Source organism: Candidatus Omnitrophota bacterium (assembly GCA_040755155.1).
Lineage (GTDB): Bacteria > Hinthialibacterota > Hinthialibacteria > Hinthialibacterales > Hinthialibacteraceae > JBFMBP01.
In genome coordinates this window covers 43,854-66,546 of record JBFMBP010000110.1, presented here as the reverse complement: position 1 = coordinate 66,546, position 22,693 = coordinate 43,854, and the positions used below count along the sequence as shown (strand labels likewise).

Annotated in this window: 14 protein-coding genes; 3 read left to right on the top strand and 11 right to left on the bottom strand. The window is 52.4% G+C overall.

What is annotated here, in order from left to right:
- The 6 genes from AB1656_16820 to AB1656_16795 all read right to left on the bottom strand — a co-directional run.
- Nucleotides 1–2,944: glycosyltransferase family 39 protein (locus tag AB1656_16820; GenBank protein MEW6237049.1), on the bottom strand; the 2,944-nt coding region annotated here is incomplete at its 3' end.
- Nucleotides 2,945–3,011: 67 nt separating this feature from the next.
- The gene (locus AB1656_16815) at nucleotides 3,012–5,987 is read right to left on the bottom strand and encodes a peptidyl-prolyl cis-trans isomerase (GenBank protein ID MEW6237048.1); all 2,976 of its coding nucleotides are present in this window, start codon (nucleotides 5,985–5,987) and stop codon (nucleotides 3,012–3,014) included.
- Nucleotides 5,988–6,337: 350 nt separating this feature from the next.
- Nucleotides 6,338–6,898: a Uma2 family endonuclease gene (locus AB1656_16810; protein MEW6237047.1), complete on the bottom strand. Its 561-nt coding sequence runs from the start codon at nucleotides 6,896–6,898 to the stop codon at nucleotides 6,338–6,340.
- A 131-nt stretch (nucleotides 6,899–7,029) separates the two neighbouring features.
- The gene (locus tag AB1656_16805; protein ID MEW6237046.1) at nucleotides 7,030–7,899 is read right to left on the bottom strand and encodes a prephenate dehydrogenase/arogenate dehydrogenase family protein; all 870 of its coding nucleotides are present in this window, start codon (nucleotides 7,897–7,899) and stop codon (nucleotides 7,030–7,032) included.
- Entirely contained in the window at nucleotides 7,896–8,999 is a 1,104-nt protein-coding gene (gene pheA, locus AB1656_16800; protein ID MEW6237045.1) for a prephenate dehydratase, read from the bottom strand. Before pheA ends, AB1656_16805 begins: the two co-directional genes overlap by 4 nt.
- Before the next feature lie 317 nt (nucleotides 9,000–9,316).
- Entirely contained in the window at nucleotides 9,317–9,772 is a 456-nt protein-coding gene (locus tag AB1656_16795) for a DUF494 family protein (GenBank protein MEW6237044.1), read from the bottom strand.
- Between the two features lie 539 nt (nucleotides 9,773–10,311).
- On the opposite strand from AB1656_16795, the gene AB1656_16790 reads away from it, so the two are divergent.
- From AB1656_16790 to AB1656_16780, 3 genes are all read left to right on the top strand, one after another.
- Nucleotides 10,312–11,448 carry a DegT/DnrJ/EryC1/StrS family aminotransferase gene (locus AB1656_16790; protein MEW6237043.1) on the top strand — a complete coding sequence of 379 codons (1,137 nt, stop codon included), beginning with the start codon at nucleotides 10,312–10,314 and terminating at the stop codon, nucleotides 11,446–11,448.
- Complete coding sequence (locus AB1656_16785) at nucleotides 11,441–13,006, top strand: Gfo/Idh/MocA family oxidoreductase (GenBank protein MEW6237042.1); 1,566 nt, start codon at nucleotides 11,441–11,443, stop codon at nucleotides 13,004–13,006. The genes AB1656_16790 and AB1656_16785 overlap by 8 nt, the downstream gene beginning before the upstream one ends.
- A 153-nt stretch (nucleotides 13,007–13,159) precedes the next feature.
- On the top strand, nucleotides 13,160–15,715 hold the full coding sequence (locus AB1656_16780) for a GreA/GreB family elongation factor (protein ID MEW6237041.1): 2,556 nt from the start codon (nucleotides 13,160–13,162) through the stop codon (nucleotides 15,713–15,715).
- A 255-nt stretch (nucleotides 15,716–15,970) separates the two neighbouring features.
- Here the strand turns inward: AB1656_16780 and AB1656_16775 are convergent, their stop codons facing one another.
- The 5 genes from AB1656_16775 to AB1656_16755 form a co-directional block, all read right to left on the bottom strand.
- Nucleotides 15,971–16,570 carry a hypothetical protein gene (locus tag AB1656_16775; protein MEW6237040.1) on the bottom strand — a complete coding sequence of 200 codons (600 nt, stop codon included), beginning with the start codon at nucleotides 16,568–16,570 and terminating at the stop codon, nucleotides 15,971–15,973.
- Between the two features lie 302 nt (nucleotides 16,571–16,872).
- Nucleotides 16,873–18,270, bottom strand: a complete 1,398-nt coding sequence (locus AB1656_16770) for an FAD-linked oxidase C-terminal domain-containing protein (GenBank protein MEW6237039.1) — start codon at nucleotides 18,268–18,270, stop codon at nucleotides 16,873–16,875.
- Nucleotides 18,271–18,343: 73 nt separating this feature from the next.
- Entirely contained in the window at nucleotides 18,344–18,715 is a 372-nt protein-coding gene (locus AB1656_16765; GenBank protein MEW6237038.1) for a four helix bundle protein, read from the bottom strand.
- 24 nt (nucleotides 18,716–18,739) lie between these two features.
- Nucleotides 18,740–21,418, bottom strand: coding sequence for a hypothetical protein (locus AB1656_16760; protein MEW6237037.1), 2,679 nt, complete (start codon nucleotides 21,416–21,418; stop codon nucleotides 18,740–18,742).
- Between the two features lie 172 nt (nucleotides 21,419–21,590).
- Entirely contained in the window at nucleotides 21,591–22,586 is a 996-nt protein-coding gene (locus AB1656_16755; GenBank protein ID MEW6237036.1) for a hypothetical protein, read from the bottom strand.
- Between the last annotated feature and the right edge of the window lie 107 nt (nucleotides 22,587–22,693).

Below are 22,693 nucleotides of genomic sequence, written 5' to 3'. Positions count from 1 at the left end.
GCAAAAACTCATCGGGATTGGCGACGTCCTGTCCTCTTGCTTGCGGCGCCAAAAAACGAATGGTGCCGTACTGGAAATAAACGTCCGGCGGTCCGAAAAAGTAAGTGTACGGCTCCGGTCCGCCGTCATGAAGATAATGCGCGATGCGCGTCCATTCGTCCAGTAACTGAGGGACGGATTGGATTTGGCGGAAGTAGCGGTTCATGCCCATAATCAATAACAGCGCCGCGAGTCCGCAGGCCAAGCCCGTCCGCATCCGCAGCGATCCGCGAAACGCCTTGTTGACGTTCATGACGATCCCGTAATAAATGGGACACGCAATAAGCGGCAAAAAGGAAATGGCAAACGTCAAGCGTTGATACGAAGGCGCATTGATGGTAAGCGCCGCTCCCGTCAAGAGAGACGTCAACGTCCAGAAGAAAATCAGCATTCCCGCCGGATGAGCGATTTTCCATAATAATAAAAAACATCCCGACGTTAAAAATATGGCGGGAATAGGATCCAGCATCCCGCCGTATTGACGATTGATGAGGTATGGGCTGTTGTCGCAATGGCTGATCGGCGCCAGCAGGCTGCGCTCCGCCTGGCCTAGAAAAATTTGTTTTGTGGTATAACTGCCGGGGTAGGAGTTTCGTATCCAATGAAGTCCGTCTTTGGAGAAGATCGATACGCTCTGGGCGCGGGTATAACTGAAGGCGGGCGCGGCCAGGTAGGTTCCAACCAATGGCGCAATGGTTGTCCATAAGGAAAGAAGATAAGCCGCCAGGCTGACAAAAGCCGTCAATCCATTGATTTTCCTGAAAACAAGCAATAAAAACACGGAAGCCATTATTAATGGCGGCAGCAACTGCCCTGCCTGGTAGGAAAGCAGCCCCAATCCGGAGAGAAAGCCCGCCGCGCAAAAACATCGCGAATCCGCTTCTTGCAAGCCGCGCACAAGAAAATACAAGGCGGCCAACGCGATGAGCGTAATTTGGTTGTATCCGGTTCCCATGCGGGAAAAGTGGACGGCGAAACTCGAAGCGGCGAAGAGAAACGTCCCCATCGCCGCCGGCGTGGAATGATAAAATCGGCGCGCCAGCAGGTAAAACAGGGGAATGGCGCCCACGCCTAACAACGCGCCGGTCATGCGCATTCCAAAAAGATTGTCGCCGAAAAGCCACATCGTCCAGCTGGGAATCAGGTAGAAGAGATGGGGGATATGATACCAGCCCAGATCGAAAAAATCCCATTGGCCGGAATCGCGAATTTTGAGTCCCTGCAAAGCGACTTCGCACTCGTCGCCGTGGACGTCGGTGGGAATCGATTCGGCGCCGATGATGTAAAGCGCCGCGCCGAGAACGACGAGCGCCGCTACAGCCGTATTGGCGCGATGGCGGGCGGAAGTAGTATCCTGGCTGGATAAATCCGGATGACCTTCGTCCATTTCGCTGACGCTGCCGGTGGTAAAGGGAGAGGCCAGGGGAAGATTGTTTTCGCGCCAAACGCCTTCCTCGCCGGATCGCTTCCTGGTTTTTCCCCATAGCGGTTGGGCAAGAAAATAGACTCCTATAGCCCACGCCGCCATAACAATCCACCAGGGCATAGAAGCCATGCTGCGCGTATGATCGTATTGCGCCAACAATCCCAGCAGCGGCCAAGCGATTAGAAGGAGCGTTCTCTTGAATGGGTAAGGAAAACGCATGACGGCGTCCGGGCGCCAACATTCTTGAGGCCGATAAGCGCGCAAAGCCTCGCGTCCGGCATAGAGAAAAAGCAGCGTTGTGGCGATCCAGAATGCCAATTCCGGGCGATAGGGCGGACGCGAAGCGGCTATCGTCAAAAAACGATAAGCGCTGCCGATGGCGAGAAGATACGCGGATATCAAGCAGAATTGGGTATATCGATGGCTTTGGCGAGAGAGACGGGAAATCAGCCATAAACCGAAAGAGAGCATCAATACGCCATACCGGTTGGCGATAAGCGGCATGGCTTGATCCTTGAACTCTCGAAGGCGCGTCGATAGAGTTTTTTGCGGTTGCGCTTGCGGCGAAGAAGCGGCGGCGGACGGTTTCTTGGCCGGGGGCGGGAATTTTTTATGGACGGCGCAGAGATAGGTTTGTTCGCCGGGAACCCATACGCCTGCCTGAATGAAATTCAAGTGCCCTTGAATAACCCGCGCTTCTCCCCGCAGCGTCAATTCCACCAGCTGTTGATGGTCTCCATCCGCCAGCAGATATTTTGCCTCCGTCAAAGGATAGATTTTAACGGGATGGTCGAATCCTTCTTTTTCCCAGACGATTCTTCCATCGGGCTGAACTTCGATGACGCGATGATTGTCGAAATCGCTGATGAGAGTATTGCCGTTTTCCAGCCGCAGAGCGTCCATCGGCTGTTTTAAGTCTTCTTCGAAACTCCAGACTAACTCACCCTGCCGCGTAATTTCCACAATGCGGTTGGCTGGCGAATCGCATACGAGCAAATGGCCGTTCGCTAACAGGTCCGCGTCGGTTGGGCCGGCGAATTCGAAGGGCGCGGCGTCCTGTTGGCCGGTTTGTTTGTTATAAAAAAAAACGCGCTTTTCTCCCCGCGACGCAAAGAGGTATTGGTCCGGCTGATCCAGGATATCGACATCGTTCAATTCCTGAAAAGCGGCGGCGTAGAGGACGCGGCCTTCGCAGGAACAAAGATAGAACTCGCCAATGCGAGTAACGGCGGCGAAGGCTCTTTGCGCGGGAAGCGCCTCGACGTCCGTGGGATCGCCAAGGAAAGGAAATCCGCCTTGGATGCGTCCTTCTCGATTCAGGATGACAATGCCGGACTGAACCGGGTAATTGTCAATCAGGAACGGAGACGGCGGTTGAGAATAGGAAGGATGGAGAAGGCGCCATAACAACAGCCCAAAAAGAAGGGAACGAATCCTTGCTCTTTTAAGGCTCAGCTGGATTCGTTCCCTTCGATTCATTCGCCTGACTCCTCTTTTTCAAACAATCCGCCGATTTTATCGGCTTGAGAAAGAGAATAGGGCGTTCTTATTTTTCTTCAAGTTCTTTATCCTCTCGATCGGGATTCAGAATTTCATCGTTGTATTGAATATTGGCGGCGGAACTGACTTCGTCGACCCATGCGCTGAAAGCCAGACTCTGCGATTGTTGTTCGAGATAACGTTCGATTTGTTTGGCGATGGATTGGGGATCGTTGTCCGCCTCTTCTTTCTGAGATTTTCCGAGCGTCTGGATGATATAAGCTCCGGTCATTTTTCCTTGGACGCGCGTTTTGTCGGGCAGCATTTTCATCTGATAGTTTTGAACGACTTGGGAAATTTGTCCCGGGTTGAGCGCCAAGGCGGTTTTGGCGATGGCGGGGGAGCGTCCGATGCCTTGAATCTGGCCCATGCCGGTAATTTCGATGGGGCCGCGATAGGAAGCGCCTTTTCCCGCCGAAGTTTGCGGTTTGTTTTCCTCCGGTTTATCCTCGAATTGAGTCAAATCCACTGCCCGCGTCGCTTCGATAGGACCGGAAGAGGAAAGCAGCGATTGGATGGCGGCGAGAGTTTTTTGGGCGTTTTCCACAGCGATTTTCTCGGCCTGCTGCAAACGATAATCGCGCTCCACGTCCTTTTGCGCTTCTTCGAGGCTGGGAATGTAACTCGGCTTGATTTCCAATAACCGAATCGCATAAAACGCTTCGATTTCCGGTTCGCTCTGTTGTTGGCTGGATGGTTGGGATTGCTCTTCCGCCGCGGCGCGAGAGGCCATCTCGCCTTCTTTCGTTAGCTTGAAGGTTTCCGCATTAACGGCGCGCTTATAGCCGAGTCCAGGAATCGCGTCGTTTTCCTTGAATAAATCGGTCGTTCCCGCTTCGATGCCCATCGAAGCCGCCTGTTCCAGCATTTGATCTTCTTTTTCAAAGAGATCGTTTATGAAATTGTTGGCGGCGCTGCGGGCCAGACGCGCGGCGTAATCTTGTTTATAGTCGTTTTCCGCTTGCGGCTTAACTTCGGCAAACTCGGGCAGATGCGAAGGCTGCCGCGTCAATAACCGAATGATATGCGAACCAACCGAGGTTTTGAGTGGACCTCTCACTTCGCCCTTTTCCATCGTAAAAGCGGAACTGATGACGGAGGATGGCCTGGACCCCAACCCTTCGATGAACGTTGCGTTGCGGTCGAATAATTTCGTAGGCTGAATTTCCATTTTTCTTTCCATAGCGATGGTTTCCAACGGAACGGAAGCTTCCTTGATCCGCGCCGCGTCCGCTTCCGCCGTCTGATCCGCCAGTTTTTCGGCAAGAGAGATTTTCGCATCCTTGACTACCGTATCCCGCGCTTCTTCCAGCGTCATGGCTGCGGATGGCGTATGGCCGGCCGGTTCGATCAAGTAGACGTTGTCCATATAAATGCTGCCCGCTTGATAAACGGGTTTCCCCGTTGTATTGGAAAAAGCCTGGTTGAAGAGGATGCGTTCCCCCCGATCCGAAACGCCTTCAATGGGATCTTGCTTGCTAAACCACGGCGTTTCTTTTATGGCATAGCGTTCCGCTAATCCGTTCAACGATTGTATTTCGTCCGCCAATCGTTGAAAATATTTGTGGGCTTTTTCTTTTTTCAAATCCATGGCGATGGAATCGCGGACTTTTTCCAGCGGCTCCGTTCCCGCCTCGCGTTTTTCCTCCACCATAATCAGATGATATCCATAGCGGGTTTTCACCGGTTCCGATATCTGGTTGACGGGCAGCGAGAAAGCCGCTTCTTCGAAGGGCGCCACCATTCTTCCCCGTCCGAAATAGCCCAGGTCTCCGCCTTTGGAGGCGCTGCCATCGTGGGAGTATTTTTGGGCGGCTTGCTGGAAGGTGGAGGTTCCGTCGACGATCTCCTGGCGAATGGCCAGAATATGATTCTTGACGGCTTCCACTTGCTCCGCGTTGTTTTCATCCGTAACTCTTAACAGAATGTGGCTCGCTTTGATTTGTTCCGGATGTTCGTAGCGAGCGATATTTTTCTTGTAGAACTCTTCGATGGCTTCGTCGGTAACTTGTTGCGTTTCCGCGGCGGCGGCGAGAGGAACGCTGATATACCGCACGCGAGCTTGTTCGGGCTTGACGTATTTTCCTGCGTTTTGGCGGTATTGCGTTTCGATGTTCTCCGCGGTGGGCGTAACGTCGTTAATGAAGCTATCCGCCTTATAGAGAATATGTTCGACGGCTACCTGTTCCGGCAATTCGTATTTCGTCTGGTTTTGCCGAAAATAACGCTCTACCTGCTGTTCGGCATACGATACTTCTTGGATGAAATTGGCGGGAATGAATCGAGCGTACGCGATGCGGCGCTGTTCGGGAATCCGGTAATCCTCTTTGTTCTTATCGTAATACTCTTGCATCCCAGCTTCATCGGGCGCGATTTCTTCCGTATAGCTGGATGGTTCGAAAGCCAGGTATTCGATCTGGATTTTGGCGTTTTGACGGTCGTCGTTGCGTTTCTTGTCCGCGGCGGAGCGGAAAACGGATTGAGTAACGACCGATTGCATCTTGGCGCGAGTCAAGCTTTCCCGCTGCATTTCTTCGAATTGGATGGGGTGATACCCTGCCCCGATTACTTTTTGGCGGTAAATATCGTAACTGAAATTGCCTTGTTCGTCTTTGAAATAAGAGAGGTCGTGAATGGTTTTAAAGACTTCGTCGTCGGTCGTGGCGATTCCCCATTCGTTCGCTTTTTCCTCGAAAAGAGCGGAGACGATGGATCGTTGCAGCGCCCGCGACCGCAATTCTTCCGCCGGAAGATCGGCTTCCTGGCCGTTTTCTCTATTATTCTGCATCTCCGTCCGCAGCCGTTCTATTTGGTTGTTCCAGGCCAGTTCGGAAATTTCCGCATCGTCCACTTTTACGACCCAGCGGATCATCTGCGGTTTCATGCACTCTCCATAGCCATACATCAACACGAAGGATGGTATGACCAGCCAAAGCGTGTATTTCATAATGTCTTTTTTGTGTCGATTCATCCATTCGAACATGGAAGAAAAACCTCCTCGCTTATTATGAGGGAATATAATGTTCCTTTATTGTCGAGCATCCATGACGGTTGCCGTTCTTCTAATCAATCGGGAAGAGGAAATCGCAAAAGCCAATCCCGCCTCGTTCGCCTAAAAAGGATCGAATGGTCCAGCCACCCGCAAAAAACAAAACAACCATTCTCGGCAGTCCGGATAGACGCCGGCGAATCGTTGCATGGAATCCATTCATCGAATCGATTATTTTTCGAAGATAAACGTTAATAATATCATGGAGTAGATCATGCTGCTAGGTGAAGGAATGCGCGGAAGCGAGAGGATTCCAAAATCCTTCGAATTTTAGTGATGGCGTTTCATTCGAAGAGATTCCGAACCGGGAGATCCAATTCCGGAAAATGGAAAGGAGATAAAGATTGGCTGGGTCGGACTGTCCGCAAAAGACTATATCCCTCCGGCGAGGGTTGAGAATACGCTTCGATCGCCTTCTGGTTCAAATCCACGATCCAGAATTCTGGAATGCCATGACGGGCGTATAAAGGCATTTTGATTTGGCGGTCGTAGGCGATAGAGGAATCCTCCGTTTCTATTATCAGCCATACGTCCTCAGGCGCGGGGTGGCTATTCTTATAAAAATCGGAACGCGGCTTTAATAAGGCGATATCCGGCTCCGGTTCGGAATACTGGCTCAACCGGATGGGACTTTGCGCCCAGACGATGACTTTATCTTTTAAATTATAAATGAATAATTCCGAATGATAGGCTACTGTTCCCGCATGATTGCTGCTGACTGGCGTTTTTTGGAATATCTCCCCCTCAATCAATTCGACATGCTCGGTTGGAGCGAGAATATGGGATTGAGCCATTTTGTAGTATTCATCGACCGTGAATAGTCGTTTTTGCGCCAAAACGGACATGGCCGTTCTCCCTTGCCGCTGCTTTATTTTATGAACCAGATTGTAGAATGGGTCGCGTTTTTTGATCCATCCATTGTATACGTATTATAATCGATGGGTCAAACAACATGACCCATCCTACTTTTTCATTCTCATTCCACCAGTGAGTGCTTCCAATCCTGCGCTTGTTGCAGAAAGGCGTAGATCGCCTTCTCATCGCCGGTTTCCAGCCAGCGGCGGATGTCATCCAATACGTCCCTGAGCGATGCTAGCGAATCCAGGATTTCTTTTTGATTCTCCATGCAGATATCCAACCACATGCCGGGGTCTCCGGCGGCGATGCGGGTGGCGTCCCGGAAGCCCGTTCCTAGAACCGGCTCGATTTCCGGTCCCGCTTTTTGGATGACGTGGCATAAGGCGGAGGCGGCGAGATGGGGTAGATGGCTGGAACGAGCCAGCAGAAAATCATGGATTTCCGGCGTCAATCGCGTAACGCGCATTCCTATGGAGCGCCATAATTCGCAAACCGCTTCCAAAGCGGCGGGATCGGTGCGCTCCGTTTCCGTTACAACGCAGACTTTGTTTTCGAACAGGTCTTTTTGCGCTGCTCCAACGCCGGTTTTATGGGAACCAGCGATGGGATGGGAGCCAATAAAACGAATGCGGTTGCCCGCGATCTCCTCGCAACGCCGGACGACGTCGGCTTTCGTGCTGCCCACGTCGGTGGCGACGGCGCCCGGATTCATCGAAGCCAGCGTTTGTTCCAAATGGCCGGGAACCATTCTCACCGGCGTACAGATAACGAGAAGGTCTAAGGGAGGATCGATTTTTCCCGGCTCGCAGGTATACGAATCGACCGCTCCCAGACGTTTGGCTTCTTCCAGACGTTCCGGCGAACGGCCAATGCCGATAATGGCGGCGTCGGGATGGAGCGCTTTCAGCGCCATGCCCAGCGAACCGCCCAAGAGGCCGATCCCGTATATTCCTATCCGATGAAAATCCACGATTGCGCTATTTTTCATGATGGATTAGGGATGCGGGGATAGGAACCGAGCACTTTGACGTAAAGGCTGTTGGATTCGATTTCTTCGATCGTTTTTTTGACGACTTCGTCGTTCCGATGCCCCTGGCATTCGATAAAGAACATATATTGCCACGCCTCCTGCTTGGTGGGGCGGGAGACGATGTTGTTGAGGTTGATGGCGTTGTTCTTGAACGGTTCCAGCATGGAATACAACGCTCCGACTTTGTCTCGGATGAATACTACCATCGATGTTTTATCGTCGCCGCTGGGCGGATTGAATTTCTTGCCGACGATGAAGAAGCGCGTGGTGTTGCCGGTAACGTCCTCGATGCCTCGAACTTGGATGGGCGCGTCGTAAATTTCCGCTGCTAGCGCGCTGGCGATGGCCGCCGCTTGGGGGTCTTTTTTGCAGTTCAGCACGGCTTGCGTGGTGCTGGGCGCGTCGATCAATTGCGCTTTGGGCAGATTGGATTCCAACCATTTACGGCATTGCCGGATGGCTTGGGGATGGGAATAGACGGCGGTGATGTTATGCAATTCGGATTGGCTGATTAAATTGTGGGAAATGGGATAGTAGCGTTCTCCCACAACGTTTACCTTGGAATGGGTGAGCCGGTCCAGCGATTCCGTGACGCTGCCCTCGATGGAATTTTCGATGGCGACGACGCCGTAATCCACCCGCTGCCGTTCCACCTCGTCATAGATGGAGTTGATAGTGTCGAGGGGATAGAATTGGACCGAACGTCCGAAATGGGCCTGCGCGGCGGAGTGGTGATACGTCCCTTCCGGCCCGAGGTAAGCCACGGAGATGACGGTTTCCAGCGAACGGCAGGCGCTGATGATCTCGCGGAAAATTTCCGTCACGGCGTCGGGCGAAAGCGGGCCGGGATTCATCTCCAACAGCCGGTTGAGCACTTCTTTTTCGCGGGAGGGAATATAGTAATCCGCCTGGATGTGGTTTTTTAGGCTGCCCACTTCCTGGGCGATTTGGGCGCGTTCGTTGAGCGCTTTTAGAATTTTCTCGTCGATAGCATCGATGGATTCTCTGAATTTTTTTAACTGGTTTTCAATGTTCGGATGATTCGGCTTTTCATTCATCGATTCGGGAAGCCTCCGTCTCGCTGACGGCGAGGAAATGGATGCCAGTTCGAAGAAGCAACGGCATAGCCAACGCGAATGGCTTTTTTCTTTATGGTTTGTTGGGATAATCCCAGCGACAACAAAAATCGTTGGATTGGAAAGGGCGCCCATAAACGAACCTTACGCCAATCCTGTATTTTCGCCGCTTTTGCGGAGATGTCAAATCATGAGCGTTTTTCGAGGTTTTTCAAGGCGGCGCGAACTGGATTCTTACATGGTGGAATACGATAGGGGCGGGGAAACAACGCGCCAATCTCGCGGGCGATGCGCGATTCTTATTGCAGAGAATACGACATGGAGGGCGAATCCTCGCCGGGCCAGGATTCGGCTCCGAGAACGAAATTTACGAGATATTGCACTTCGGGAATATCCACTTCCGGCGCTTCCATGAAGTAAGCCCGTTCCACGACTTCTTCCCGCTGTTCGGGCGTTAATAGGCCGGAATAGATTAGAGAAAGAAGATAGCCGCGAGCGGCTTTCGTCAATTTGATCTCTTCCAGATATTGATAAACCAGGTTGGTCTTGAAAGGGACGGGGATCGTCGATCCTTCTTCCAAGCGGGTGCGAATGCGGTTGGCGACTTCGAAGGCGACATCGATTTCCTGCCCGTTGAAGCCCCGCCCTTCCAATTGCTCGGTTAAATCTCTTTGCAGGATCGTCCAATCTTCTTCGTCCGTCTCGATCGATTTTGCCAAGATGAAACTTACCATTTCTATTAGACGCGACAGCATTTCGTATCTCTGCTCCCTTTATCCTGTGGACCTGGAGATAGATTAACCGATAATTTAGAATATTCCAGGAAAACGCTTCATTTTGTTTGGGAGGAAATTCTTCTCCGAGAATTACTACCTGTTTTTCCTCATTCGTCCATAGGCTCCTCGAACGTAAAGAAGAAGATATTCCTAAAAATTCAAGAAATTCCTTACCCCGCATCGCCAAGATCGCTATTTCAAGAAGCATCCCATATATGTATTATATCATAAAGTATAAAATCATCCGGCGTTTTTGGCTAGCGATGGATCGTAAAAGCCGCCGCCGCTTCTTATCGGCTAGGGAGTTTGTCCTAAAGGGTAGTTGATAAATCATAAGAAAAATCGCTTCCATCGCCCGGAACTTACGTTTAGCCTAATAAATGCGTAAAGAAAAAAGGTTCTCCAAACGATAAATTGTCTTTCCTATAATTCGATTTCGTCTAACATCATAATAGTAAAAAAGTTATTTGCAATCCAGCATACGATAAACGCGGCCTAGGCGTTGGAAAGCGACGATGATGAAAGTCCCACTTCTCGATCTGAAGGCGCAAATGAAATCCATCGGGGAAGAGATAAAAAGGGCGGCCGCCGAGACGCTCGATTCCACTTGTTACATCATGGGACCAAAAGTAGCGGAACTGGAAAAAGCCATCGCCGCTTATACCGGCGCTAAATATGGCGTAGGCGTCTCCTCCGGCACCGACGCTCTGCTGATTTCATTGATGGCGCTGGACGTAGGGCCGGGCGATTTGGCCATCACGACGCCCTATTCTTTCTTCGCCACCGCTGGAGTCATCGCTCGTCTTCATGCGTCGCCGGTATTCGTGGACATCGATCCCTCGACTTATAACTTGGATCCGGCGGCATTGCGCCGATGGTTTGTAGATAATCCGCAGAGCGCCGGGCAAGTCAAAGCCATCATTCCCGTCCATCTCTACGGCCAATGCGCCGATATGGCTCCCATCCTAGCCCTGGCGCAGGAATACGGCATTCCCGTCGTCGAAGACGCCGCCCAGGCCATTGGCGCGCAATATCCTTCCGCCGCCGGTTTGAAGCGGGCGGGAAGCATGGGCGCCGTTGGATGCTTTTCCTTCTTCCCCAGCAAGAATCTCGGATGCGCAGGCGACGGCGGCATGGTTGTAACCAGCGACGAATCGTTGGCGGAAAAACTGGTTCGCCTGCGCAATCATGGAGCGCAGCCGAAATATTACCATTCCCTCATCGGCGGCAACTTTCGCCTGGATGCGCTGCAAGCGGCGATTCTATTAGTCAAATTTCCCCATTTGGAGTCATGGCATTCACAACGGCGGCGCAATGCCGAATATTATGACGCTAACCTGAACATAAAGGGAATTCACCCCCCCCCCGCCGTCTATGGGCGCGAGAATCATATTTACAATCAATACGTCATCTCCGTTCCCGAAAAGCGCGATGAGTTTCGTGAATTTCTCAAGAAAAAAGAGATCGGCCATGAAGTGTATTATCCCGTTCCCTTCCATGAGCAGGAATGCTTCCGTTACTTGGGCTATCGGCCGGGCGACTTTCCTCATAGCGAGCGCGCCGCCCGTCACACCATCGCTCTCCCGATTTACCCCGAACTCACCCAGGAAATGCAAGATTATATCCTTGAAGCGATAGGTGAATTCTATGGTTAAGAAAATCTGCGTCGCCGGCGCCGGAAATTGGGGCAAGAATCATGTCAAGACGCTGCATTCGCTAGGATGCCTGGCGGGAGTCGTGGAGCCGGACGAAAAACGTCTGGCGGAAATCCGGGAAGCCTATCCCGGCGTGAAACTGTTTCATGACATCCACGAAGCGGTGAAGGAGGATTTCGACGGCTTCACCGTCGCCGCGCCCGCGAAATCGCATTTCCAAGTCGCGGAATTGATCCTCAACCGCCGCAAGCCCGTCCTAGTGGAAAAGCCGCTGGCGCTCACCGTCGCGGATGCGAAGCGTCTCGCCGGATTAGCGGATAAAATGGGCGTTTCTTTGATGGTGGGCCACGTATTGCTTTTTCATCCCGCCATCCAAACGATTAAGGAATTGATCCAAAGCGGCAAGATCGGCAAGTTGCAATACATTTACAGCAACCGTCTCAACCTGGGCATGGTGCGCACGGAAGAGAACATCCTTTGGAGTTTCGCGCCTCACGACATCGCCATTTTCCAATACCTCATCGGCGAAAAACCGATGGAAATCGTTTCTCGCGGCGGCGTTTTCCTGCAACCGGCGATTCACGATTCCACTATGACGGTGTTGACCTATCCGGGTAATGTCGTAGGACATATTTTCGTCAGCTGGCTGCATCCCTTCAAAGAACATCGCATCGTGGCGATCGGATCCAAAGGGATGTTGTCATATGAAGATTCGTCCGAGGAGAAGAATCTTCTTTTCTACGAAAAAAGCATCGACTGGATTCAAGGCGAACCGATCAAGCGGGAAGGGGCTACCGCCATAATTCCTTATGAAAGAAAAATGCCTCTCACCGAGGAAATGAAGTATTTCCTCGGCCATATCGACGGACCGCCGCCGGAAATATCCAACGGGAAAAACGGCGTCGAAGTGTTGGAAATCCTGGAAAAAGCGACGGAAAGCCTGCTTTCCGGCGGCGCCGCCCGCGTGGAGAAGAAGAAAGAAGCCGATTATTACGTTCATCCCTCCAGTTATATCGACGATAATGTCGAAATCGGCGAAGGGACGAAAATCTGGCATTTCAGCCATGTACAATCCCACAGCCGCATCGGCAAGCGCTGCGTTTTGGGCCAGAACGTCAACGTGGGCAACAACGTCGTCATTGGCGATTATGTCAAAATCCAAAACAACGTTTCCATCTACGAAGGCGTCGAATTGGAAGATTACGTCTTCTGCGGTCCCTCGATGGTTTTCACCAACATTCTCGATCCCCGCTCCAAATATCCGCAAAAAGGCTCCCAGTTTTACTTGAAAACCTTGGTGAAGGAAGGAGCCTCCATCGGCGCCAACGCGACCATCGTCTGCGGCCATACTCTTGGCCGCCACGCTTTTATCGCCGCCGGGGCCGTCGTCACCAAGGACGTTCCCGATTACGCTTTGATGGCGGGCATTCCCGCCCGGCGGATCGGCTGGGCGTGCGAATGCGGCGAGATTCTGCCGAAATTCGATAACGCTTCCGTTTGTCCTCGCTGCGGATTGAAATATGCTCTGCGCGAGGATCGTCTCTTTCCCGCTTCGTGATGGATCCTCGTCATTTTTTTCCCTATTACGCTTGAGCCGGATGCGAAGGCGTGGGTAGATCCGCGCCAACTTCCGCTTGGGCAGTTAAAAAATAACGATCTTGTTGCTATGATATCCTGTTTACCCCCCCAGCTTTCTTGATAGGTGAAAAGAATGGTCTCATTGGAATTGTTAAACGAACTGCGAGAAAGAGCGCAATGGAGCGAAATCAGGGATAAATGCCGCGAGCATTTGAAAGAGGAGGCGGACGCGTCTTTCGTTCTCCGCGCACTCGCCCAAGCTTTGGAAAAATTGAACGAAAAGGGCGAGGAGTTCGAAGGCGCTCTCGTCCGCTTGTTGGAACTGAAAGACCGCGTCACCGAAACGGCGATGAAGCTGGGTCGATATTACCGCGAGACTCGCGAGACGGAAGAGGCGATCCGGCATTTGGAAATCGCTCTGGAATCCTCCGCCGCCGACCGGCAATACGATATTCTTGAAGACCTTTGGCTGGAATTGGTGGAACTCGCGCCGTCGAATCTGGTTTTTTATAACCGCATCGCGGAAACGATCGCTGGGTATAAACAGAACCAGCGGGCGGCGGTTCTATTGCAGATGCTGCTGGGGCCTTGCGAGGAGCGGAAAGATTGGGAGGGGCGCTTCTTTATTTTAAAGCGGATATTGCGGTATACGCCGAAGGACGAATCCCTTCGCGAACCTATTGTAGATACGCTGCGCAAACTCTATAACGCCAATCATGAAATCGAACGCGTTTTCGATCACGCTTCCATCCGGGGCGGACGTCCCTTGCCCGAAGCGTTGGAAGAGGTGGAATTGCTGACGAAATTTCTGCCGGATTCCTTTGTGCGCCATCCCGATTGGGGCATTGGCCGCGTGAAGGATTTAGATATGGGCGATCGGCGGGTCTCGATCAATTTTCAGAAAAAACGCGACCATCGCATGGACTTGGAACTGGCGCAGAAAGCGGTGGAGACGCTGCATCGCGACGATTTCCGCGTTCTTCGCTTAATCGATTCCGATCGAATCGCGTCGCTCGTCAAAGATAATCCCATCGAGTTAATCAAAATCGTTCTGAAAAGTTTCGGCGGTTCGGCTTTGGCTAAGGAGATCAAGGAACAACTGGTTCCCAGTTGCATCCCGGCTCGCCTGTGGACCGCATGGTGGTCCGAGACCAATTCGCTTTTGCGCCGCGATCCCTATATTGCCGTGGTTGGAGGCGTTGGCAAGCGGTATACCTTGCGCGAACACGCCGCCAGCGATGAGGACGAGTTGCTGAAACGATTCGACGAGACTAAAGCCCCTCACGCTAAGGTCGATCAAATCTATCAATACGTCCGCACTACGAAGAAAGAAGACTTGCATACCCACGTCATCCGCCATTTCTCCAAGAAAATACACGCTATTGCTCCCCGGCGCCCCAGCCCCGCGGAAAGGGCGGAATTGTGGTTCGCCAACGAGGATTTGAAGGAATACGCCGAGGGCATCGAATCCCTGCCGGACGAGGTTCTCGACGATACGTTAAAAGACCTGCCGCAAACGGTTAACGTATTGCAGCACTTGCGCTTTAAATCCCACCAATTGCGCTACGCTCAACGCTTGAAGGCGATTCACTCCGATCATTGGCCCGATATTTTCCGCGAATGGCTGCTGGAGCCAAACGTGGAGGTGCGGGACGAACTCGCGGCGATGCTGGAGGAAAATTACTTCGACGGCTTGATCGCGGGAATGGTGGACGAAACGCTGAGCGAATATCGTAAATATCCCCATACGTTCATTTGGCTCACCAACCGCAGCTTGACGAAGGGCTGCCGCTGGATGGAAGGGAAAGTTCAGAATCCCATCCTTATCGATCGGCTTCTTCTCCTCATCGATTACCTCACAAGCCAGGCCAAAAGGCGGGAGAAAGATGAGGCGGCCTGGCTGCGCAAGGTGGCGGGCGACGCCCGCGAATTGATCCGGCGCAACCGTTACGCCCTTTTCAAAGAGCATATCCAGGACGCCGGAGAAAATATCGCCCAATCCATCTACCGCCGCGCCCAGACCAACGAAGGCATCGACAAAACCACCGCCATGGACCTTACCGCCATCGTGCGCGGACGCTATCCCAATCTCTTCCAGCATTCGACGGAAGAGACGGCGATGCCGGACGGCTTGCTTTGCTTGAAACCATCTTACGAACGCAAACAAGCGCTGCTGAAGCGCCTGATCGAAAAAGACCTGCCCGCCGTCGTGCAGGAAATCGAAACGGCGCGCAAACACGGCGACCTGAAAGAAAACGCGGAATATCACGCCGCCAAGGACAAGCAAAAATTGCTCGCCGCGCAAACGGGCGAGTTGCAGGAACAGATGCATCTCGCCCGTCCCGTCGAAATCGACGATGTCAATACGGACTCCATCCGATTTGGTACTCTTTTCCGCGTTTCGCCGCTTGGTTCGGAGGCGCGGGAGGAATACGTCATGCTGGGTCCCTGGGAATCGAATCCGGAACATTTCGTCCTCTCCTACCAGGCCCCCTTCGCGCGCGGCTTCTTGAACAAATATATCGGAGAGATCGTAGATATCGAACTCCCCTTGCATACGGGACGCTACGAAATCTTATCCATCGAAAAAATCCCCGACGAAAGAGTTCAAGAGATTTTGCGGAACCTGGAAAAACTCCCCACCGCCGCCGCCCTCGAAGCTGCGGCGGAAATGGAGGAGTTGGAGTAGAGGGATAAATAGGGGGATGGGTTTAGTTTTTCAGAGTATCATTTTTGGATATCGATAGAGATGGATGGATCGAGAGATATGGATTATTTTGCAGCATATCGATATATATAATACCAACCTGGATAAAGATTGCTGTTTTTTTATCCCTCTTCTTAGATTGCTGATTGCTACTCTCCGTACACATTTTTCAGGTGTGGAAAGAAGAGGCGAGGCGCCAGCCGGAGAATTGTTGGTAAAAACATTCTAAACCTCGTTTCATCGTAATAGGGCCAGGGGGGGAGCGGATCGCGAATAATACGTCTTCCAGCCTCCCAAGCGAGCAATAATCCACGCGCTCCAAGCCAAGTTGGACCGGGGATAGGGATTTTTCTGTTTTTGCGTTTTGCCTTCGACGCCGGGAAGCAATTGTTCTTGAAAAACCAATTCATCCTGGGTGAAGACGGTCTCCGGCGGAATTTCATAGGTTCCCGCGCGGACCGCCGTCAATTGCATGATTTGCAGCGCCGCTTGCAAGACCATGATCGCCAAGCGCTTCAAGGCCAAGCCGGTTTCGAACTGCGATCCCTCGACGTTGAGTCCCTCTTTCTTCATGACTCGGAACAATTCTTCAATCCACCACCGGCAGGAATACCATTGCGCGCTTTGACGCGCCGTCTCGACGGTTTCGATTTCGACGGTGGTCGCCAGGCGCCAGAGAATCGGCTCTTCCTCTTTCGGAACGCTCTCCGCTTTCTCGCGAATCTCCACGGCGTAGATTTCCACATACGGCGGAAGAAGCGTCTCCTTCGCCCGTTCCCGGCAAAAAGCGTAGCACGCGTTCTTGAGCTGTTTGTTTTCTATCCGCGGATTCGACATGAATCTTCGGCTTCCCATTTCATCGGTGGAATTCGCGCAATAACGGTTCGCAATGGCCGACTTTTTTTGGCTGATGGCGTCTACTATGCGGTTTCCACGAGCCTCCAAACGGCGATCCGTGAAAACCCCTTGGTAAAATTTAGCATCGCTATTCCCTCAACTTTCAACTCTAATATAGTATTATGAAAATCGTTTGATTCTGCTTGACGCTTCTCCTCCTCTGGCTCAGATTATATCCCTCCTCCGCTGTGTACGGAGAGTAGCCAAGTTTGGGGGGAGAATTTGAAGTCGGATTTCACTCATCATTTCCCATCTTTATCAATAAAAATCTTGCCGGGATTGAGGATTCCTTCGGGATCGAAGACGCGCTTGATTCGGCGCATGACGTTCATGCTCGCTTCTCCCACCATGAGAGGAAGATATTTGCTCTTGACGCAGCCGACGCCATGCTCGCCGGTAACCGTGCCGCCGAGGGCGATGGCTTTTTTGAAGATTTCGTCGAAGGCTAGTTCGACCCGATGCATCTCTTCCTTGTCTCTTTCGTCGGTGAGGCAAGTAGGGTGAAGATTGCCGTCGCCGGCGTGGCCGAAGGTGCCGATTTCGAGGTTGTATTTCTTGCGGGTTTCTTCAATGAAAGCCAGCATGTCGGGCACTTTGCTGCGGGGTACGGTGGCGTCTTCAAGGATGGTGGTGGGTTTGCGTCGGGCAAGGGAAGCGAGCGCCATGCGGCGGGCTTGGGCCAGCTGCTCGGCTTCTTCCGCCGTCTGCGCCGTTTTTACGCCCGTAGAGCCGTTCTCTTCGCAGATGGCGCGGATTTTCGCCGCTTCTTCCTCGACTTGGGCAGGATGGCCGTCCGTCTGAATGAGAAGCAAGGCGCCGATGTCGCGGGGCAGGCCGAGATGGGCGTGATCCTCGACGCAATTGATGGTCACGTTATCTAAAAATTCCAACGCGCAGGGAATGATCTTGCCTGCAATGATTCCCGCCACCGCCTTGCCCGCCGATACGACGTCGGGAAAGAAAGCAAGCAGCGTTCGTGACGCGGCGGGAGGAGGAATAAGGCGCAGCAGAATTTTCGTAATGACGCCCAGCGTGCCTTCGGAACTGACAAGCATCTTTTTCAGGTTGTATCCAGCGACGTCTTTTTTCGATTTGCTTCCCGTCCAAAAGACGGAACCATCCGCGAGGACGGCTTCCATGCCGAGGACGTAATCTTCCGTCACGCCGTATTTGAGGCAGCGCAGGCCGCCGGAATTTTCCACGACGTTGCCGCCGATGGTGGAGATTTTCATCGATCCCGGATCCGGCGGATAAAACAGGCCATGCTTCGCCGCTTCGGCGGCCAGATCGGCGGTGATGACGCCCGGTTCGGCCAGGATCGTCAAGTTTTCTTCGTCGACTTCCAAGATGCGGTTCATGCGTACAAGGCAGAGTACGACGCCGCCTTCCAGCGGGACGCTGCCGCCGGAAAGGCCGGTGCCGGAGCCGCGCGGCACGACGGGGACCTTGCGATCGTAGGCCCAGCGCATGATGCCGGAAACCTCATCTGTGCTGGTAGGATAAACGATGGCGGCGGGCGCGGCGTTGAGATTGGGCGTACCGTCGTAAGCGTAAGTGACAACGTCTTCCGGATCGCTGAGAACGCGATCCGGCTCCACAATCCGCTTTAAGGCGGAAACGATCTCTTCTTTAGGAATCAATGGAAACTCCTCTTTGGAATGATGAGTGATGAATGATGAATGATGAGTTTTTTTAACATCGCTTTCTCATTTTTCATTCCATATTTTTCCTTCGCGCTTTGATTGTTTTTACGCTGGAAACCAAAATCGCTATTAGTTCGTTTGTTTCATTCATCAGGTCAGAAAGCAATTCAGTTTTGACTATGCCGGAATCTACAAGAAGTTCTAACCAATATATCGTTTCTTCCAATTCCTGTAATGCGCCTTCGGTCTTGCTAATCATTTCGGCGTCGGACCGGCTGCGCTTGCCTTCTCTGACATGAGCGCCGACAGATGTTCCTGAACGTAATATCTGCTTACCGATTACTTGAGCTTCGGTTGTTTTTGGTAAAGCTGTATAAAGCCGGATAATCCGCAATGCAAAATCTTTCGTCCTTTGAAGGATGCCATGATTTTCATTCTTCATTCATCATTCATCATTCATCACTCATCATTTCTTTTCCCAGACTACGGCTTGTCTTCCGGTGCGCCCGTATTTTATCACGGTTCCCGGACAATCGAAACCAACGATATCCGGCGCATGAAAAACGCTCATGGATCGCGGGGGAAGGTTGGCGTAAAGGCGGCGGGAATTCCATACTACATTCATGCGTTCGCCTTTCGTATCGGCGAGAAGAGTAAAGTCCCCTTCGGAAGGCATGAATTTCGCGCGCAGGTAGGTTCCATTGACCATCATATAGGAAATGCGCTTGGAACTGTTTTCCTGAATCATAATGGCGATATCGGCGTCGGAATCCACGAATGGATTGTGGATTCCGTCTCCCATATTAATCGCCAGCATCTCGACGCCGTGCCGCCATTCGAGAACGCGGATGCCGGGCATAGGAATGGAAGCGTACTTGGGTTTGAATTGCTCACGCCCCGGCTGTTCGGGCGTAATCATATAAAAGAAAGGCTTATCGGGAGTTGCTAGTTCTATATCCAGAATGGTTCCGAGCGAGCCGTCGCTGACAGCGGCGTTCTTGAGCGCATCCGCCGATAAAAAAATCCGCAATTTCTCTCCCTTGGCTTGTTCGATTTCGCCCCTGCGTTCTTTGGAGCGCTTCATTTGCCATTCCTCGAAACTGCTGGGTTCATCGTATAATTCGTCCTTCTCGGGGACGATTTGGATGAATTCGCGAACGTCGGAATCCACGAGTCCCGCGCTGTTGGGCGGGAGGGAGAAGACGATATGATCGATGCGGCCGCCGCTGGCTTTTTGAGCGGGAAAATGGATCGCGGCGGTATAGGCGGCGCCTGCGCCTTCGAAATGGCGCCGCAGGACGTAACTTTTTCCCACGGGCGAATCCGAACTCCAGCAGGAGAAAATCGGCGAGAGTACTGGCGACGCCGTCTTGATAGAGGAAGCGCCCGGCGCGGATTTCAAGGCGCCTTCAGCGGGAATTTCGTGGAACCAACGCCAATCGAAACCGTTGTCGTTCATGAAGAAACTTTCATGATGGATGGAGTAAGTTGGCGTGATGACCGTCTCCGCCGCCGCTTGAGAGGAAAGGATGTAATGGCTTCGCAAGGAGCGGGTGGAGTATAGGGTAAAGCCGGATTCGGGATATTGGATCAAATCCTCCCGGTCTGCGGGCGTTGCGCCTTTGGCGGTAAGGGTGGTTTTATGCAAGTACGTCAGGGGATGGGAATCCGTTTCGCTGGCCAGATCTTCCCAGATCGATTTCGCCTCAGAGGAAGGGTTTTCCCTCGCCGCCAACCAATAGACGGCGCCCCAAAGAGAAGGCAGTTCCACATTCGCCGGTCGAGTCCATCCCGCTTCGCGGGACGAGGGCGCGCTTGCTAAGGTAGGCAGCGGTTCGGGAATTTCCTTGCGGGGCTGGCCGAGATATTCCAGCTGTTCCCGTAGAGTAAGCGGACGGCCTTTGGGATTCTCTTTAAAGATTCGTTCTTTGAGTTCTTGCAATGTACGCGGTTGTGGCGGCGGGATGGGAAGGTCCTCATTTTCCGAAGCAACGGCTTGGACGGTTCCGGACGCTTCTTTGACGTTTTTATCGGCGTACATCTTGGGATCGATGGCTTTAAACAAGGCATAAGAACTTGGAATCCAGGGATTGCTCAATGGCGGCGCATAATTGGGATGAATAATCTTGGACGAAGACGGCATTCGGTGCGATTCCAAAGCGGCGACGGCTTCGGCGAACATCCCCTTGCCGGGAGCGAAATAATATCCGTTCTCTTTCAGGCGTTCGAGCCAGGGAATGGCGATGAGAAAAACGCTTTCCAGGCGGGGAAGAGAAGCGCGGATTCGCTTATCCGGCGCAATCATACCGTCGAAGCCTTTGCGCGTGAGCGCAGCGGCGCGGTAAAGGTCGGGAAGGTAGGATTGCAGGTTGAAGGCTTCCTTCTTTTCCCATTCGAAGGAGTAGACGGAGATGCAGAAAAGCGTCGAAAGGCCGAGGCTGGTTCCTAAAATTATTTGCTCGTCGGGAGGCAGCGTTTCGGATTTGGAAGAGTTGCAGAAAGCGGCCAGGCGGTCGCGCAATTCCCGCATTCGATTGTTCGGCGCATGGCGGTCGACGGTGTCGAAGCGGAAATAGACCATGTCGTATAAAATAGAAGTCAGAGCGAGAAGATAGGCATCCTTTGCCGAAAAGGACGTTTGATCAGGCGTAATGGATGGTTTGGATGGCGCTTCGCCGGGAGCGAGTTCGTCGAGAAGAAGTGAGACCTCCTTCATGAGGCGATTGATAGTCCATCGTTCCTGCTCGTAACCCATATAGAGCGCTGTCTCGCAAAGCATTTTGGAGTAAAAGCGCAAATCCTCGTCCGATAATTTGCCGGGGTGAAATTCGGCGGCGCCGCTCAAAGGCCCTTCGCCGAGATACCAAGGCGATTCTTTATCGAAGAAGCCTTCCACGCGCTTTTTGAATTCTTTATAGCGGGGAGTAGAGGATTCCTGGCGGAACTCGCGCCGTCCCTCGCGGAATCGATCCTCGTCGGCGAGGAGAAAGGGATGAATTCCCTTTTGCGCTTTGGCGATAATGCCCGCCGGAATGGGCGGCAGGATGTCGAAGGGAGCCGCCCACAAAGAGGCAGCGGGTAAAAGCAACAACAGGAAAAGCAGCGCGAAGCAATAATTCTTAGGAAGGATCATAGGGAAGTTCATTTAACTTAAAATCGTAGGATGGGTCATGTTGTTTGACCCATCAATTATTTGATATCATAATATCGATGGGTCAAAAAACGCGACCCATCCTACATTTCTATGCCCGCCGTTGGAGACAATGGCGGGCTACGCTTCGCTTTGATCCCACCCTACGCTACCCCGCATTCATCATTTATTTCGCCGGTTGATTGATGAGAAGCAGGAGCGTGGCGGCGTCGACATCCTGGGGATTCTTTTCCACAAAGCGGGTCAGGCGGAATTTCTGCACGCGGAAATCGCTAGGCGCGGGGAAGAATTTCTCCAAAGGCGGAATCTCGGTCTGGTATTTTCTCGCCAAAGCCAAGCCGTTTTGGATGGCTTTTCTCGCTTCGGCGTAATTTCCCAAAACGAAATAATCGAGGCCGAAATAAAGCTGAACCATTTCGTTTTCCGGATCGATCGCCAAGAGGCGTTCGAAATAGATTCGCGATTGATAGTAATTGCGGTTGGAAAAAGCGTCGACGCCTTGTTCGTACAATAGTTCCGCCGGAGAGCGAAGAACCGGGGCTTCGAAGGTTTTTTCGTCTTCTACAGGCGTGATTTCAGGCGTAGCATTTTCGATCGCCAGAGAAGCCGCTTCTATATCCGCGGCGGATCGAATAGCCGGAAAAACCGTCTTCATGGCCGTAGCGAATTGGATCGCCGCCGTAGCCCCTCGAATCGGATAATTTCCTAGGCGAAGAAGTTGATAGGGATTGACGAGAATGGATTGTTTCGGATTGACGTTCGCTGACGGCTGCACTGCAGCAGGCGCAGTTTTTGTCTTCGCCGCCTGCGTTGACGCTTGGCCGGAACGCGGGGTATAAGATTTTCCGAAGCGCGATTGACCCAGGGCGTTCAAATTCATCGTCGAATTGACCGGCTGTTCCAAATGAAATTTCTGCACGTTTCGATAATCCGTACTGTGCGTTCGAATCGGATTGGTGCGATAATCTTTACGATAGTTTTTGCCGTAATTTCCAGCATTATAAGATTCTTTATATTTTTCCACGTAATTCTTCGATACGTTGCTGCGCGACTTAGTGGCGCTTTTCCCGCTATCCGAACTTTCTTCGGAGAAAGCGCCGCCCGCCTGGGCGAACCATCCCAGCATAAGGATGGAAGCGAAGTAAAGACATATCCTTTTCATAATCCATCGTCTCCTTTCGCATGAACGGCTTTCCGAATTTCGTTCCCTCAGAAAGACGTTGGCGTAGGATCATTAGCGGCAAGGGGATTGTTTCAAACGCCCGCGTG